Source organism: Anaerotignum lactatifermentans (assembly GCF_014982935.1).
Lineage (GTDB): Bacteria > Bacillota > Clostridia > Lachnospirales > Anaerotignaceae > Anaerotignum > Anaerotignum lactatifermentans.
Genome location: NZ_JADCKK010000010.1, coordinates 1 through 17,741, shown reverse-complemented (window position 1 = coordinate 17,741; position 17,741 = coordinate 1). Strand labels below are relative to the sequence as shown.

11 protein-coding genes are annotated in these 17,741 nt (G+C 43.3%); 8 read left to right on the top strand and 3 right to left on the bottom strand.

Annotated elements, in window-relative coordinates; all coding sequences use genetic code 11:
- The first annotated feature begins 59 nt into the window (after window positions 1-59).
- On the top strand, window positions 60-3,254 hold the full coding sequence (locus tag INF29_RS04100) for an S-layer homology domain-containing protein (RefSeq protein ID WP_193484822.1): 3,195 nt from the start codon (window positions 60-62) through the stop codon (window positions 3,252-3,254).
- A 105-nt stretch (window positions 3,255-3,359) separates the two neighbouring features.
- Here INF29_RS04100 and INF29_RS04095 read toward each other — a convergent pair whose 3' ends face one another.
- Both INF29_RS04095 and INF29_RS04090 read right to left on the bottom strand, forming a co-directional pair.
- Entirely contained in the window at window positions 3,360-3,944 is a 585-nt protein-coding gene (locus tag INF29_RS04095) for an ANTAR domain-containing response regulator (RefSeq protein ID WP_072851122.1), read from the bottom strand.
- A 30-nt stretch (window positions 3,945-3,974) separates the two neighbouring features.
- On the bottom strand, window positions 3,975-5,189 hold the full coding sequence (locus tag INF29_RS04090; RefSeq protein WP_193484820.1) for a glutamine synthetase family protein: 1,215 nt from the start codon (window positions 5,187-5,189) through the stop codon (window positions 3,975-3,977).
- A gap of 318 nt (window positions 5,190-5,507) precedes the next feature.
- Between INF29_RS04090 and INF29_RS04085 the strand changes: the two genes are divergently transcribed.
- The 7 genes from INF29_RS04085 to carB all read left to right on the top strand — a co-directional run bounded on the left by INF29_RS04085 (window position 5,508) and on the right by carB (window position 17,431).
- Window positions 5,508-7,604, top strand: a complete 2,097-nt coding sequence (locus INF29_RS04085; protein ID WP_193484818.1) for a glutamine synthetase III family protein — start codon at window positions 5,508-5,510, stop codon at window positions 7,602-7,604.
- Between the two features lie 80 nt (window positions 7,605-7,684).
- Window positions 7,685-9,262, top strand: coding sequence for an asparagine synthase B (asnB, locus tag INF29_RS04080; RefSeq protein WP_193484816.1), 1,578 nt, complete (start codon window positions 7,685-7,687; stop codon window positions 9,260-9,262).
- Window positions 9,263-9,280: 18 nt separating this feature from the next.
- Window positions 9,281-10,000 carry a phosphoribosylaminoimidazolesuccinocarboxamide synthase gene (gene purC, locus INF29_RS04075; RefSeq protein ID WP_072851130.1) on the top strand — a complete coding sequence of 240 codons (720 nt, stop codon included), beginning with the start codon at window positions 9,281-9,283 and terminating at the stop codon, window positions 9,998-10,000.
- A 16-nt stretch (window positions 10,001-10,016) separates the two neighbouring features.
- Window positions 10,017-11,435, top strand: coding sequence for an adenylosuccinate lyase (gene purB / locus INF29_RS04070; protein ID WP_334298133.1), 1,419 nt, complete (start codon window positions 10,017-10,019; stop codon window positions 11,433-11,435).
- 73 nt (window positions 11,436-11,508) lie between these two features.
- Complete coding sequence (locus INF29_RS04065) at window positions 11,509-13,119, top strand: CTP synthase (protein WP_193484812.1); 1,611 nt, start codon at window positions 11,509-11,511, stop codon at window positions 13,117-13,119.
- Window positions 13,120-13,161: 42 nt separating this feature from the next.
- Window positions 13,162-14,268, top strand: a complete 1,107-nt coding sequence (gene carA, locus INF29_RS04060) for a glutamine-hydrolyzing carbamoyl-phosphate synthase small subunit (RefSeq protein WP_207728119.1) — start codon at window positions 13,162-13,164, stop codon at window positions 14,266-14,268.
- The gene (gene carB, locus INF29_RS04055; RefSeq protein WP_193484810.1) at window positions 14,252-17,431 is read left to right on the top strand and encodes a carbamoyl-phosphate synthase large subunit; all 3,180 of its coding nucleotides are present in this window, start codon (window positions 14,252-14,254) and stop codon (window positions 17,429-17,431) included. The genes carA and carB overlap by 17 nt, the downstream gene beginning before the upstream one ends.
- Window positions 17,432-17,533: 102 nt before the next feature.
- Here the strand turns inward: carB and INF29_RS14500 are convergent.
- On the bottom strand, window positions 17,534-17,741 hold a 208-nt coding region (locus INF29_RS14500), incomplete at its 5' end, for a hypothetical protein (RefSeq protein ID WP_207728118.1).

Sequence of the window (17,741 nt, the reverse complement as noted above, 5' to 3'; positions counted from 1 at the left end):
TGCATGATATAATAGTCGAGAACTAGGTTTTTAAAAGTTTAGGAGAGGTGATAGGAAAAATGAACAAAAAAGTTGGAAAAATGACATTATCTATGGCTTTGGCTGCGGCATTAGCGTTTGCGCCTGCACAGGCATTTGCTGCGCCTGCAACTGACATTTCAGGTCATTGGGCAGAAAAAGTCATTACACAGTGGCAGGAAAAAGGATTGATTTCCGGCTATGAAGATGGAACATTCAAACCTGACAATAGCGTTACGCGTGCAGAGTTTGTGATTATGTTAAATAAAGCCCTTGGCTTTACACAGAAAGGCAATGTGACATTCAGCGATGTTTCCGCCAATGCTTGGTACTATGATGCAGTGGCTATTGCAGTGGAAGCTGGATATTGTGCCGGTTATGAAGATGGAACATTCAAACCCAATGCAACTATTACCAGAGCAGAAGCGGCTGTTATGATTGCAAAGGCGAAAGAATTAACTGCAAATACAGAAGCAGCAGATAAATTTACCGATGCTTCTCGTATTCCTGCATGGGCAAAGGGTTCCGTTGGTGCTGTTAGTGCGGCAGGATTTATGACCGGACGTACAGATGGTACATTTGATGCGACAAACACCATCACTAGAGCAGAAGCAGTATCTTCTTTGGACAGAACAATGGAAAAAGAAGAAACAGATGAGGAAGCAAAAGATGTTGTTGTAACAGAAGATGATACAGTCATTGAAGGTCAGACCATCGAAGGCAATTTGATCATTGACAAAGCTGTTGGTGAAGGCGAAGTTTATGTGAATGATACGACGGTCAAAGGTGATGTGATTGTAAGAGGTGGCGGAGATGATTCCATTTACTTTGATAATGTTAGTGTCAAAGGAAAAGTTTCTGTAGAGAAAGAAAATGTCAGATTGCAGCTGAAGGGTGATACAGATATTTCTGTTATTGAAGTAAAAGAAGCTTGCAACATTGAGGGGAAAGACTTTACAGGTACTGTAGATACCATTTCTATTACAAATGAAATTGACACAAGCAATAAAGTGACCATTGGAGTGCCCACAAACAGAGTAGAAATCAATGCAAAAGCAAGTGTTGTTGTAAAAGAAGATGTGAAGAAATTAGTTATTTCTGAAGATGCGGCATCTTCAAAAGTTGAAGTGGCAAAAGATGCAACTGTGAAAACAGTAGTAGCAGATGCAAAAGTTTCTATCACAGGTTCCGGTCAGATTGAAAAACTGGAAGCAAATGCCGATGGTATTACCATTTCCAGCAGCACAGATGTAAAAGACACAGAAGTGGCTGATGGCGTAGATAAGCCCAGCACAAGCACAGGTTCCAGCGGTGGTGGCGGCGGCAGCTCCAGCGGAGGCAGCAGTGTATCTGTTGCAGATAAACTCCTTACAGCAACCAGTTCTGCAATCAGCTACAAGTACGAAGATTATACCTATACGAGTCAGCTGACACATACAAAAGATGGCAAAAATGCAATTGTTATGGGTGAATATGCAGCTGAGGATATTCTGTCTGGTGCTGCTATGAACGATATGGCGCGTTATCTGGGTGCATTGTATCGTTTCGACAATGGTACAACCGTAAAATCCATTACTTATGGAGATACAGAATTTACATGGAGCAACAATCTTGATCCTGCATTGAAAGGTTCTAACTGGGTAAAAGATCCTAATGGAACAGAAACAGATGGAAATACATTGGTGTCTATCATTGTAGATGATTTCCAGGCTGGAAAGATTCAGGATGCAATCCAGTTGACACTGAAAGGTTCCAACGGTTCTACCATTACGTTGCGCTATGGTTTCACAGTAAAAGAGGATGAAACAGCAAAAGCACTGATGGAAGCAACAAAATCCGCTATTGCTTATCAGTACGATGACTATGAGTACACAAGTCAGCTGACACATACTGTCGATGGCAAAAACGCTGTGGTATCTGGCAGATATGACACCATGGAAACTGTACTGTCTGGTGCGTCTATGAATGATATGGCACGTTATCTGGGTGCATTGTATCGTTTTGACAATGGCGCTACTGTAAAATCCATTACTTATAATCAGGAAACATACACATGGAGCGACAACCTTGACCCCGCTTTGAAAGGTTCTAACTGGGTAAAAAATCCAGAAGCATCTGAAGCAGAAGGAAATACATTGGTATCCGTCATTGTCGATGAATTCCAGGCTGGAAAAATCCAGGATGCAATTACATTTACATTGGAAGGAACAGATGGTTCTGCACTTACATTGCAGTATGGATTTATCGTTGGTGAAGTAACAGCGAACAACAGCGATACACTGAAAGCGGCATTGGCAAATCCCAGTGTTGAAACTGTGAAAGTAAGCGGTGACATTACTTTGGATGAAGCAGTAAATGTGGATCGTCAGGTAACAATTGAAGTAAACGAAGGCGCACAGCTGAACCTGAACGACAGTTTTTCCATTGGAGAAAAAGTAACTCTTATCAATAAAGGCACCATTACAAATAACGGTACTATGACAAACAATGGTTCTTTTGATACATACGAAGGCAAATTGGCAGGCACAGGTCAAGTGATTGTTGCAGATGGCGCTGTGCTGAAAATCAATGCCAACTACAATAATGGTGCAGACAGTATGCTTCCTACTGTAACAAAAATCGAAGTACAGTCTGGCGGTGCATTGCAGTCTATGACAACAGATGGCGGCGAAGAAGCAACAACATTTGTTGGAGTATCTAGTGATGCACGTATTCAGACAAATGGTGCCACAGTTACATTCGGCTTTGCAGACAGCTATTCCGGTACACACCCTACAATGGAAATTGAAGGGGACGTTACCATTCCTGCCGGCCAGACATGGTATACTATGTTTGACTCTGCAACAGAAGCCATTGGTATTGAAATGATTTTGAATGGCAATATGACAGTAGATGGTACATTGAAAGTTGTTTCTGCCAACAGTACAGGCAGTGAACTGCTGTTAAAAGAAAATGCAGTTCTGGCTGTAAATGGAACCATCACAACAGCAGCAAAGGGTAAAGTAACAGGTACAGACGCAACTTCTGTTGTTACTATCGCAGAAGGTGCAGTAGGTACAGATACTTTTACAGCTGGCAGCACATATAACTGGAATGGTTCTGCTTGGGAAGTAGCAGTTGTGGAAAATGAACATTTGACAGAAGAGGAATCTGATGTGAAAGAAGCAACAGTTGTAGAAATGGAACAGGTAAATCCTGAAGAAATTACAGCGGTTACCCTGACAGAAGAAGTATAATTTCCTAAAATAAAACAGCCATAATTTTTTGAAAAAATATAAAAAACAGGCAGATGTGGCGTATCCATGTCTGCCTGTTTGATTTTATAGATAGGATTGTTTTGATTAAAGATAAGTGGATATGATTTCCTCGGCAATTTCTCTGCGGGAAACACAGCGATCCATTGCCTGTTTTTCAATATAGCGATGGGCATCTGCTTCTGACATTTTCAATTCGTCAATGAGTACCCATTTGGCACGGTTTACCAGACGGATTTCTTTCATTTTTTCTTCCATGGAAAGGGATTTATTTTCCAATTTTCTCAGACGCTCCCGGATACCAGCCATGAAATTTAAGGTATGTGCAACCATCTGTTTGGAAGCGGGTTTTGGCAATGTTAGAATGCCGTATTCCGTTACTTTATCGCAAACTTCTTCATAGACTTCGTTCCGTACTAGTAAAAGAATGACGGTGCCTTTGTTTCCAGAAATCTCAATGGCAAATCTTGTGCCGAAATCATCGGGCAGGGGTGTATTGATGAACACAAAGTCAAAACTGCGTTCCAGCAAAACTCGTTTTGCCAAGCTAACACTGGAAACCATCTGTACGGGAGCATATTTGGATTCAGGGAGCAGAGATTGCAGAGATGCATTGAATTTTTCTTTTGCAGATATGACCAATACGCTGTAAACACGTTCTTTTAAACTCAAAATGCTCCCCTCCTTTCAAAAGTCCTTTTCTTATCGCTGGTTATAATATGTCTGCACGATGGTTTTTGGCAGATACTGTGATACAAAGGAATTGTTGGCTGCCAATGTTGCCGCTTCCCGTAAAGTCAGTGGCAGTCTCTGCAAACCAGCCAAAATATCCGCACTAGCCGTAAACAGGTTCAGGTCCGTAGGCGCAGGCAACGGCAGTTTTTGCTGGATGCCATCCAGTCCGGCGTAGATCAAAAGAGCAAATGCCAGATATGGATTGGTCGTAGGGTCTGGAGAACGCAGCTCTGCACGACGATATGCATCTACGGCAGCAGGAACACGAATAAGCTGAGAGCGGTTCTGGTTTGACCAGGAAATGTATTCAGGCGCTTTGGGACCGCCAAAACGCTCATAAGAAGCAACTGTGGGATTCAGGAAAACAGTCAATTCTGAAATATGTGCCAGAATACCAGCAATCATATGGGATAGGGGATCTTCACAGTTTCCGCCTTTGACAGAAATATTGATATGGAATCCATTCCCGGGCTGATGGCGCAATGGTTTTGGACTGAAATCCGCATAAAGCCCATTCCGTTCTGCAACTGTTTTTACAACAGCTTGAAAGGTTAGGGTATTATCAGCGGCAGTGAGAGGATCGGAATAACGGAAGTCAATTTCATTTTGTCCGGGACCTTCTTCGTGGTGAGAACTTTCAGGATAAATGCCCATTTGCTCCAGAATCAGGCAAATTTCCCGTCGAACATTTTCGCATTTGTCTTCTGGTGCAATATCCATATATCCCGCGTTATCATATGGCGTTTTTGTGGGCTGTCCTTCCGCATCTAATTGGAAAAGATAGAATTCCATTTCAGGACCGAAGGCAAAGGAAATGCCAGCAGATTCCGCATCAGAAATGGCTTTTTTCAACAGGCTTCTAGTATCACAGATAAAAGGACGTCCGTCCGGGTAGGAAATGCTGCAGAACATGCGAACAACTCTGCCATGCTCTGGTCGCCAGGGAAGTACCATCAGGGTATCAGGTTCTGGATGGAGCAGCAGATCAGATTCGGCTTCATCGCCGAAGCCTGCAATGGCAGAACCGTCAATGGCAATGCCATAGGAAAAAGCCCGAGGCAGTTCATCTGGCATGATGGAGATATTTTTCTGTTTGCCAAAAACGTTGCAAAATGCCAAACGGATGAATTTGACATCTTCTTCCTGGACATATTGTAATACTTCCTGCTTGGAATATTTCATGAATTCCACCTGCTTTCCTCTCATTTTCAACATTTTTTTCGAACTTTGCAACATTTATAAAAAGTAATATAACACAGTTCCCACAGATTTTCCATAAAAAATTGTATAAAGAAAAATATGTGCGCATAACATGGTCAAATTTGAATTTTTGTAATTTTATGGAAAACATAATAATTTTTTGAAAAAATTTATAAAAGACCCATTGACAAAAATGAATTATGGGTGTATAAAATATGAGTCAAAGGCAAAGGCGTCTTTGAGGTCATACCCTCAGAGTCCCCTTTGCCTTTTTTATTTTACAAAAGAGGGGGTTTTTCTATGAAACATGTATCGGATTATTTTGGTTCCCTGGTCTTTGACGACAGGGTAATGAAAGCACGATTATCAAGTGAAGTATATCAGTCCCTGAAAAAAACAATTGATGAGGGAGCGAAGTTGGATCTTTCCGTTGCCAATGCTGTGGCAACAGCCATGAAAGATTGGGCAATTGCCAATGGTGCAACCCATTACACCCATTGGTTCCAGCCACTGACTGGCATTACAGCGGAAAAACATGACAGCTTCATTACACCAGCGCCTGATGGCAGAGTGATTATGGAATTTTCTGGTTCCGAACTGATCAAAGGTGAACCGGACGCATCATCTTTTCCTTCAGGAGGCTTGCGTGCCACATTTGAAGCAAGAGGATATACCGCATGGGATCCTACATCTTATGCCTTCATCAAAGGAAAAACCCTGTGCATTCCCACTGCCTTCTGTTCTTATGCAGGGGAAGCACTGGATAAGAAAACACCATTGCTCAGATCCATGGAAGCATTAAACCGTCAGGCGCTGCGTATCCTGCGTCTGTTTGGCAATGACCATGTAAAATGTGTCCGTACTTCTGTAGGACCGGAGCAGGAATATTTCCTGGTAGACAGAGAAATGTATGAAAAACGCCGCGACCTGATTTTTACTGGACGGACTTTGTTTGGTGCAAAACCGCCGAAAGGTCAGGAATTGGACGATCACTACTTTGGTGCCATCAAACCTACAGTAGCCGCCTTCATGGAAGATCTGAATGAAGAATTATGGAAGCTTGGTATACTGGCAAAGACGGAACACAATGAAGTTGCTCCGGCACAGCATGAATTGGCACCTATCTATACAACAACTAATATTGCAACAGACCACAACCAGCTGACAATGGAAATTATGCAGAAAGTTGCGGCAAGACATGGTTTGGTTTGTCTGCTTCATGAAAAACCCTTTGCTGGTGTCAACGGCAGCGGCAAGCATAATAACTGGTCTATTTCCACGGATGAAGGCGTAAACCTGCTTTCTCCCGGTGAAACACCGCATGATAACGCACAGTTCCTGCTGTTCTTGTGTGCGGTCATCAAAGCGGTGGATGATTATCAGGATTTGCTGCGTATTTCCGTTGCAACAGCCGGAAATGACCTGCGGCTGGGTGCCCAGGAAGCACCTCCAGCAATCGTTTCCATTTTCCTTGGCGATGAACTGAATGCAGTTTTGGAATCTCTGGAAAATGATACACCTTACTGCGGTGTGAAAAAGACAAAAATGAAATTGGGTGTTGACGTACTGCCCAAATTTACAAAAGATAACACAGACCGTAACCGTACATCACCCTTTGCGTTTACAGGCAATAAATTTGAATTCCGTATGGTTGGGTCTGCGGACAGCATTGCCTGCGCAAATATCATGCTGAACAGTGCTGTAGCAGAAAGCCTACGGGTTTATGCCGACTATCTGGAACAGGCACCTGACTTCCAGTCAGCCCTGCAGGAAATGCTGAAAAATACAATTAAAGAACATAAACGTATCATTTTTAACGGCAACGGCTACGATGATGCATGGATTCAGGAAGCAACGCTGAAAAGAGGTCTGAGCAATTATCCTTCTACACCCGACTGCGTACCTCATATTCTGGATCGGAAAAATGTGGAACTGCTGACAGGGCAGAAGATTTACACAGAACCAGAACTGCGTGCGCGTTATGAAATTGTACTGGAAAACTACTGTAAGTCCATTGTCATCGAAGCAAATACCATGGTGGATATGGCGGAAAAAGAAATTCTGCCGGCAATCACTGCATATGCAATGGAACTTGCTAAAACAGCAGCCGCGAAAAAAGCTTTGAACGAACAGATTACCTGTGCATTTGAATGCGAGAGAGTGAAAACCCTGTCTGCTTTGACAGATGAAATTGCACTGAAAATACAGGAACTGAAAAAATCTCTGATTTCCTTGAAATCAACAGAAACAGTTTGTGAAGAATCCGCTTTTATTCGGGATCAGGTACTGGTAAAAATGCGGGAACTGCGGGTGCCTTGTGACGAAGCAGAAACCATCACTGCAAGAAAATATTGGCCATTCCCTACATATGGTGAATTGCTGTTTGGCGTGAAATAAAAAACAAAAGAGGAAAGAGAAGCAGAAAGCGAAACCGTTTCTGGTTTCGTTTTCTGTGGATAAAAAAGGAGGTAAGGCTGATGTGCTCAATTATGGGATATTGCGGCAGCAGTGTGGATTTGGCATTATTTCAGGAAGGATTTGACCGTACCATCTCTCGTGGTCCTGATGACAGCCGCATTGTAGATACAGGAAATGGATATTTGGGATTTCACAGATTGGCAATCATGGGTTTGACTCCATCTGGCATGCAGCCTTTTGCATTGGATGGCAGTTATGTTGTCTGCAATGGGGAAATTTATGGTTTCGAGAAAATCAAAAAGGTTTTGGCAGAAAAATACACTTTCCAGAGTGAATCAGACTGTGAAGTGCTGCTGCCCATGTATCGGGAATTTGGCACAGATATGTTTGCCATGCTGGATGCAGAATTTGCTTTGATTCTCTATGATGCAGAAGCAAAATCTTTTATTGCTGCCAGAGATCCTATTGGGATTCGTCCTTTATATTATGGTTATGATAAAAACGGTGTCATTGTGTTTGCCAGTGAACCGAAGAATCTGGTGGGCTTGACAAAACGTATCATGCCATTTCCGCCGGGGCATTATTATAAGGATGGTAAATTCATTTGCTATTGCGATATTGCAAAAGTAGATAAAGTTTGTCATGACGATTTGGAAACTGTTTGCAAAAACATCCATGATAAGTTGGTTGCAGGGGTGGAAAAAAGATTGGTAGCAGATGCAAAAGTAGGATTTTTGCTTTCTGGCGGTCTGGATTCCTCTTTGGTATGCGCCATTGCAGCCAAAAAATCAAAAACGCCTATTCGTACATTTGCCATCGGCATGAGCGAAGATGCCATTGATTTGAAATATGCAAAACAGGTTGCTGACTATATCGGCAGTGACCATACAGAATTCTATATGACAAAAGAACAGGTTCTGGATTCTCTGGAAACAGTCATTCAGGCATTGGGTACCTTTGATATTACTACTATTCGTGCCAGCATGGGCATGTACCTGATTTGCAAAGCCATCCATGAAAACACAGACATTCGCGTATTGCTGACTGGTGAGATTTCCGATGAACTCTTTGGATATAAATATACAGACTATGCACCTGATGCGGATGCCTTCCAGAAAGAAGCGCAGAAACGTTTGCATGAACTGCATATGTACGATGTTCTGCGGGCAGACCGCTGCATTTCGGTACATTCTCTGGAAGCCCGGGTGCCTTTCGGGGATCTGGATTTCGTAAAGTATGTCATGTCCGTTGATCCGGAAAAGAAAATCAATACTTATGGCAAAGGAAAATACCTTCTGCGCCATGCTTTTGAAGGTGATTATCTGCCTCATGAAATTTTGTGGAGAGAAAAAGCAGCATTTTCTGATGCGGTTGGTCACTCTATGGTAGATTATTTGAAAGCTTACGCAGAAGAGAAATATACAGAAGAAGAATTTCAGGAAAAAGCCCGCAAGTATACCCATGCGGCACCATTTACAAAAGAATCCCTGCTGTATCGGGAAATTTTTGAAAAATATTATCCCGGTCAGGGAGAAATGATCGTTGATTTTTGGATGCCAAACCGTGATTGGGAAGGCTGTCAGGTAGATGACCCTTCCGCACGTGTACTGGCAAACTATGGAGATAGCGGTAAATAAGAATTGGAGGAACAAAAAATGGAAAAGAAAGATCTGCTGTATGAAGGAAAAGCAAAAAAAGTATATCGGACTGATGATCCAGAAGTGTTATACATTGCTTATAAGGATGATGCCACAGCTTTCAATGGCTTGAAAAAAGGTACCATTTCCGGCAAGGGCATCATCAATAATCAGATGAGCAACCGTTTGATGCAGTATCTGGAAAGCAAAGGCATTCCGACACATCTCATTGAAGAATGCAATGAACGGGACACTCTGGTAAAACGTGTGGATATTGTTCCCCTGGAAGTCATTATCCGAAATATTGCAGCAGGTTCTTTCTCCAAGAGATATGGTGTAGAAGAGGGCACCGTATTTGCGGAACCTACCATTGAAATTTCTTATAAAAATGACGCTCTGGGAGATCCCCTTCTGAACGCATATCATGCGGTTGCTATGGGACTTGCCACATGGGATGAAATCGAAACCATCAAGTCTTATGCTTTTGCCGTTAATAAACATCTTTCTGCTTTTTGGAAAACCTGCGGCGTGACACTGGTGGATTTCAAACTGGAATTTGGGAAGCTTTCTGATGGCAGTATTGTACTGGCAGATGAAATCAGCCCTGACACTTGCCGCCTTTGGGATACAGAAACAAAAGAAAAACTGGACAAAGACCGTTTCCGCAGAGATTTGGGCGGCGTAGAAGACGCTTATGCAGAAGTCATGAAACGGTTGGAAGAACATTTGCAGCAATAAGAAAGAGGAGTGCTTGATTATGTATGATCGTTATGAATCCCCTTTGTCCAGCCGCTATGCTTCTCCGGAAATGCTGAAGCTTTTTTCCATGGAAACTCGTATCCAGACATGGCGAAAATTATGGGTGGCTTTGGCAAAGGCGGAAATGGAATTGGGACTGCCCATTACAGAAGAACAGGTACAGCAATTGGAAGAACAGGTGGAAAACATCGATTTTGCCTGCGCTGCAGCCAGAGAAAAGGAAGTTCGCCATGATGTTATGGCACATGTTTATACTTACGGAAAAGTAGCACCAAAGGCTGCCGGCATCATTCATCTGGGGGCTACCAGTTGTTACGTTACCGATAACGGTGATTTGATTTTATATCGGGATGCACTCTTGCATCTTCGGAAAGGGCTGCTGGCTGTGATGCAGAATCTGGCAGCTTTCGCAAAACAGTATCGTGCTCTACCAACCCTTGGGTATACCCATTATCAGCCGGCGCAGCTGGTAACAGTGGGGAAACGAGCAACCCTTTGGCTTCAGGATTTCCTGATGGATCTGGAAGAACTTGATTTTGTACTGGAGCATATGAAGTTTTTGGGTTGCCGTGGTACCACGGGAACAGAAGCCAGCTTTTTAGATCTCTTCGGCGGAGATACAGAAAAAATTGACGAAATGAATCGACGCATCGGTAAGACCTTTGGTTTTTCTGAATGTTACGATGTATGCGGACAGACTTATCCTAGAAAGCTGGACAGCCGCATTTTGCAGTGTTTGTCTGCAATCGGACAGAGCTGTTACCGCATGGCTAATGATATTCGTTTGCTGCAGCATGACAGACAGATTGAAGAACCTTTTGAAAAGAATCAGATCGGTTCTTCTGCCATGGCATATAAACGCAATCCCATGCGCTGCGAAAGAATTTGTTCCCTGTCCCGTTATTTGATGGCAGATGCAGCAAATGCGCCAATGACTGCTTCTGTACAGTGGCTGGAACGGACATTGGACGATTCCGCAAACCGCCGTATTTCCATGCCGGAAGGTTTCTTGTGTGCCGATGCGGTTTTGCGTTTGGCACAGAATGTTACAGACGGACTTCATGTCAATGAAAAGATTGTTGCCAAAACCGTTCGGGAATACCTTCCTTTTATCGCAACAGAGAACCTCTTGATGGAAGCCGTAAAACGTGGCGGCGACAGACAGGAACTCCATGAAGTCATTCGCAGATGTTCCATGGAGGCAACTGCCAGAATGAAAGAAGGCGAATCCTGTGACCTGCTGGAAAGACTTGCAGCAGAACCGGCATTCCAATTGAATGGGCAGGACTTGGAAGAACTGCTGAAACCGGAAGATTATATCGGAAGATGTCCTGAACAAGTGGATGCTTTTGTAGAAAAAATCACACCCTTATTCAAGGATTTGAAACAGGAAAAAACTGAAATCAATGTATGATATAGAGCCAGCTGGTTTTCGTCAGAAAATCGGCTGGTATGTTTGCGCAAAGAAGAAAAAAGGAGCGGAGAACATGACGAAATATGTTTTTGTAACAGGCGGCGTCGTGTCCGGCTTGGGAAAAGGCATTGTTGCGGCTTCTTTGGGGCGTCTGCTGAAAGCCAGAGGATTGAAAGTGGCACCCCAAAAATTAGACCCTTATATTAATGTAGACCCAGGTACCATGAGTCCTTATCAGCACGGTGAAGTGTATGTCACAGAAGACGGCGCGGAAACGGATTTGGACTTAGGACATTATGAACGCTTTATTGATGAAGATTTGAATCGTTATTCCAATCTGACCACAGGGAAAGTTTATTGGAATGTATTGAATAAAGAAAGAAACGGGGAATATCTTGGCTCCACCGTTCAGGTCATTCCCCATGTCACAAATGAAATCAAGGAATTTGTCTATCAGGTAGGGAAAAAGACTGATGCGGATGTTGTCATTACAGAAATTGGCGGCACCATTGGTGATATTGAATCCCAGCCGTTTCTGGAAGCGGCAAGACAGGTTTCTCTGGAAGTAGGAAAGGAAAATAGCCTGTTTATCCATGTAACTTTGGTGCCTTTCCTGCGTGGTTCTGATGAACATAAATCTAAACCTACTCAGCATTCTGTAAAAGAATTGCAGGGAATGGGGATTCATCCAGATATTATTGTACTGCGCTGCGATGAACCACTGGAAGAAGCCATTTTCCAGAAAATTTCCATGTTCTGTAATGTAAGACCCGATTGCGTCATTGAAAACAGAACACTGCCCATATTGTATGAAGCACCGCTGATGCTGGAGAAATCCAATTTTTCTGCTGTTGTTTGCAGAGAACTGGGACTGGAAGTACCTGCTGCCGATTTGACAGAATGGGAGGAAACCGTCAAACGCATCAAAGAAAGACCATATCATGTTCGTATTGGATTGGTAGGGAAATACGTGCAGCTCCATGACGCATATCTTTCCGTAGCAGAAGCCCTGCGCCATGCAGGCTATGCTTGGAACACCCATGTGGACATTCAGTGGATTGATGCAGAAGAAATTACCAAAGAAAATGCGGAAGACAAGCTTTCTGGTCTGGATGGCATCATTGTTCCCGGTGGATTTGGTGACCGTGGTATTTCTGGCATGATCGAAGCGGCTCGTGTAGCAAGAGAAAAACAAATTCCGTATTTCGGCATTTGTCTGGGCATGCAAATTGCAGTCATTGAATTTGCAAGAAATGTAGCCGGGCTTTCACAGGCAAATTCCGGGGAATTTGCACCAGATTGTCCACAGAAAGTTATTGACTTCATGCCGGGACAAAGTGACGAGATTGCCAAAGGCGGTACACTGCGTCTGGGCGCATATCCCTGCATCATTCAGCCAGATACATTGATGGAAAAATGCTATGGCAAAAGAGAGATACAGGAACGTCATCGCCATCGCTATGAATATCAGAACCAATACCGGGAAACACTGGAAAATGCAGGACTGATTTGCAGCGGCATTTCTCCTGACGGAAATCTGGTGGAAGCGGTAGAATGGAAAGGCCATCCATTTTTCATTGGCGTCCAGTATCATCCCGAATTCAAGAGCCGTCCCAACCGTCCGCATCCGCTGTTTTATGGATTTATCGGCGCAGCTTTTGCGCTTTCCCAGAAAAAAGATTGATTTTGTTTTATGGACATGGAGTATGGGAAGAAAGGAGCACATATGATTAGAACGTATGACAGAAAATTGATTATAGAAGATGGCAGCCAGTATTATGGTTATGGCTTTGGTGCAGATACAGACAAAGTCTTTGAATTGGTGTTCCATACAGGCGTCATTGGGTATCAGGAAATTTTTTCTGACCCGTCTTATACCTATCAGGGGGTTGTCATGACATATCCTTTGATTGGGAACTATGGTATGGCAGCGGATGATTATGAAACATTCCATCCGACCATTGGCGCTATGATTGTGCGGGAATATGAAGACCATCCCTCCAATTTCCGTGCAGAAGCAACATTGTCTGAAATGATGAAAAAGTTTGATGTGCCGGGGATTTCTGGCATTGATACCAGAAAACTGACAAGATCTATTCGAGATTTCGGCAGCAGAAAAGCATTGATTACCAGCGTAAATACACCTTTGGAAAAAGGTCTGGAAATCTTGAAAGAAACCACCATTCCCGGAAATATGGCAGAAATCGTAAGTTGTAAGGAAAGCTGGGAATATGAAACAGAAGAACCGAAATTCCATATTGTAGCTGTTGATTTCGGCATTAAACACAGCATCTTGAAGGCGTGGAAAAAGAGAGGATGTCATGTGACTATTGTTCCTTGGAACACATCTGCTGAGGAAATTCGTAAACTCCAGCCGGATGGTGTATTCCTTTCCAATGGACCGGGGGACCCTGCCGCAGTGCAGCCAGCTATTGAAATGATTCAGCAGCTGCGGGGAAGTGTGCCCATGTTTGGCATTTGTCTGGGACACCAGCTCATTTCCCTGTCTTATGGCGCAAAAACTTATAAAATGAAATTTGGTCACCATGGCGGCAACCACCCTGTAAAGAACATTGCAACTGGAAAAGTGGAAATTACTTCTCAGAACCATTCCTATGCAGTGGATGAAAGCAGTTTGAAAGGTACAGACTTGACCATTACCCATATGAACTTGCTGGACAAAACCGTAGAAGGTGTTGCCTGTGAAAAAGATTCTATCTACAGCGTACAGTATCATCCGGAAAGCGCACCTGGTCCACAGGACAGCGGATATTTGTTTGATCGTTTTATACAGATGATGAAGGAGGGAAAGGCACATGCCGAAAAGAACTGATATTCATAAAATTATGGTCATTGGCTCTGGTCCCATTGTCATTGGACAAGCGGCGGAGTTTGACTATGCGGGCACACAGGCATGTCTTGCCCTGAAAGAAGAAGGCTACGAAGTCGTGCTCTGCAATTCCAATCCGGCTACCATTATGACCGATACCACTATTGCGGATAAAGTATATATGGAACCTTTGACATTGGAATATGTGGCAAAAATTGTACGCCATGAAAGACCGGATGCTATTCTGCCGGGCATTGGCGGACAGACAGGTTTGAACCTTGCTATGCAGTTAGAGAAAAAAGGCATCCTGCAGGAATGTCAGGTGGAACTTTTGGGTACCAGCAGCGACAGTATCCGTCAGGCAGAGGATAGAGAAGAATTCAAAGAACTCTGCGAAAGACTGGGGGAACCTGTATTGCCTTCCGGCATTGCGGATTCCATAGAAACAGGTCTGGAAATTGCTGCATCCATTGGTTACCCTGTTGTATTGCGTCCTGCTTTTACATTGGGCGGTACTGGCGGCGGATTTGCTGACGATGAACAAGGTTTCCGTGAATTGATGAAAAACGCTTTGGCTTTGTCACCTACCCATCAGGTTCTGGTAGAAAAAAGCATCAAAGGCTATAAAGAAATCGAATACGAAGTAATTCGTGATAAAAACGATACCGCTATTACTGTATGTAATATGGAAAATTTAGACCCTGTTGGTATCCATACAGGGGATTCCATTGTTGTATGTCCTTCTCAGACTTTGACAGATAAAGAATATCAGATGCTGAGAAACAGTGCCCTGAAGATTATTCGTGCCCTGAAGATTGAAGGCGGATGTAACGTACAGTTTGCATTAGATCCACATTCTTTCCAGTATTATCTGATTGAAGTCAATCCACGCGTTTCCCGTTCTTCTGCATTGGCTTCCAAAGCCAGCGGTTATCCCATTGCCAGAGTTTCCGCAAAAATTGGTGTAGGCATGACATTGGATGAGATTCCTCTTGCCAATACCCCTGCGGCATTTGAACCAGCATTGGACTATGTGGTTACAAAAATGCCAGGATTTCCGTTCTATAAATTTGCAGATGCCGATAATCGTCTGGGCACGCAGATGAAAGCCACCGGTGAAGTTATGGGCGTCGGCAGAACAGTGGAAGAAAGTTTGCTGAAAGCCATCCGCTCTTTGGAAATTGGTGTGAATCATTTGCATATGGCGAAATTTGATGCTCAGAGTCAGGAAGAATTGATGGCATACATTCCAAAAGGCACCGATGACAGAATTTATGCCATTGCAGAATTACTGCGTCAGGGATGTGCGCCGGAAAAAATTGCGGAAGCAACAAAAATTGATATTTTCTTCATCCGCAAATTGCAGAATATCATTTTAGAAGAAAAAGAATTGAGAGAACATGTAAGAGATGAAGCGGCTTTATATGCTGCGAAGAAAATGGGCTTTTCCGATGCTGCCATTGCAAAACTGTGGCAGATGGAAGAAGAGGAAGTGTTCCAGATGCGTCAGAAAGCAGGCATTGTTCCTCATTATAAAATGATCGACAGCTGTGCGGCGGAATTTGACAGCTACATTCCTTATTTCTATGCAACTTATGAAGATGAAAATGAATCTGTTGTTTCTGATCGGAAAAAGATACTGGTATTGGGTTCTGGTCCTATCCGTATCGGTCAGGGGGTAGAGTTTGACTATTCCACTGTTCATGCTGTAAAAACCATTCAGGAAGCGGGATATGAAGCCATCATCATCAATAATAACCCGGAAACCGTTTCCACAGACTATACCACTTCTGACAAACTGTATTTTGAACCACTGTGTGTAGAAGACGTTATGAACGTTATCGCATTGGAAAAACCAGAAGGAGTTATTGCTTCTCTGGGTGGACAGACTGCTGTCAATCTGGCAGAACCTCTCCAAAAAAGAGGCGTGCCGATCATTGGTACAGACAGTGTTGCCATTGAACGGGCAGAAAACAGAGAATCCTTTGAAACGTTGCTGGAAAAACTGGAAATTCCTCAGCCCAAAGGGAAAGCGGTTACAAATATTGAAGATGGCGTTGCCGCTGCTGCAGAAATTGGCTATCCTGTTTTGGTTAGACCAAGCTTTGTATTGGGTGGCAGAGCTATGCAGATTGTGGCAAATGAGCCACAGCTGCGCCGCTATCTGGAAACAGCAGTAGAAGTGGATAAAGATAAACCTGTATTGGTCGACAAATATATCCAAGGCAAAGAAGTAGAAGTGGATGCTATCTGTGATGGTACTCGTGTATTCGTTCCGGGCATTATGGAGCTGGTAGAACGTACGGGGGTACACTCTGGTGACTCCATTAGCGTATATCCGCCTTTTGGCATCTCTGATAAAGTAAAAGGCGTTATTTTGGGATATGCGAAAAAGCTGGGCTTGGGTATTGGTATCAGAGGTCTGTTCAATATCCAGTTCATTGTAGATGGCAATGATGATGTATATATCATTGAAGTAAATCCTCGTTCCTCCCGTACAGTACCTTTCCTTTCCAAAGCCACAGGCTATCCTCTGGCAGATATCGCTACGAGAGTTATGTTGGGTATTTCTTTGGAAGAGCAGGGCATTTGCCAGCTGTATCCCGATGAGAAAAAACGTTGGTATGTAAAAGCTCCCGCATTCTCTTTCTCCAAACTGCACGGTATGGATGCTTATCTGTCACCAGAAATGAAATCCACAGGGGAAGCCATTGGTTATGATGCCAAACTCCATCGGGCAATGTATAAAGCAATGGTTGCCTCCGGCATGCATTTGCAGAATTATGGCACAGTGCTGGTTTCTTTGGCAGATGCGGATAAAGAAGAAGGTCTGCCTTTGATCCGCCGTTTCTATCAGATGGGATTCAATCTGGAAGCTACAAAAGGAACAGCAGATTTCTTAAAACAGCATGGTATCCGTACACATGCACTCCACAAACCAAGTGAAGGCAGCGATGAGGTACTGCAGTCTATCCGTTCCGGTTATGTCAGCTACGTGATCAATACAAGATCCATCACAGCAGGAACACAGGATGCGGACGGCATTGCAATCAGAGCTTGTGCCTGCGAGAATAACGTGACAGTGTTAACAGCACTGGATACAGTAAAAGTTTTGTTAGATGTATTGGAAGAAACGACTATGAAAATCTCAACAATTAATGCCTGAAATCGTTTTTTCCAATATTATCATATTTTCCATCAAGCAAAAAAGGAAGATCACAAAAGCAATTTCCCCTTAAGAAAATATTGATTTGCCTTTTTTGATTTCTTAAGGGGAATTGCTGTTTTCGGAAGAAAACATAACAAATAAAATCTTAATAAAGTAAGAAAGCCCAAATCCTTTGTCATAATGAACTGCACCCCATTTGTTAGACAGTATGATATACTGAATAACAAGTGGGGTGATTTTTATGCCAAAAGGAGTACCAAATAAACGATATACACCAGAATTCAAGCAACTGGTGGTAGAAACGATG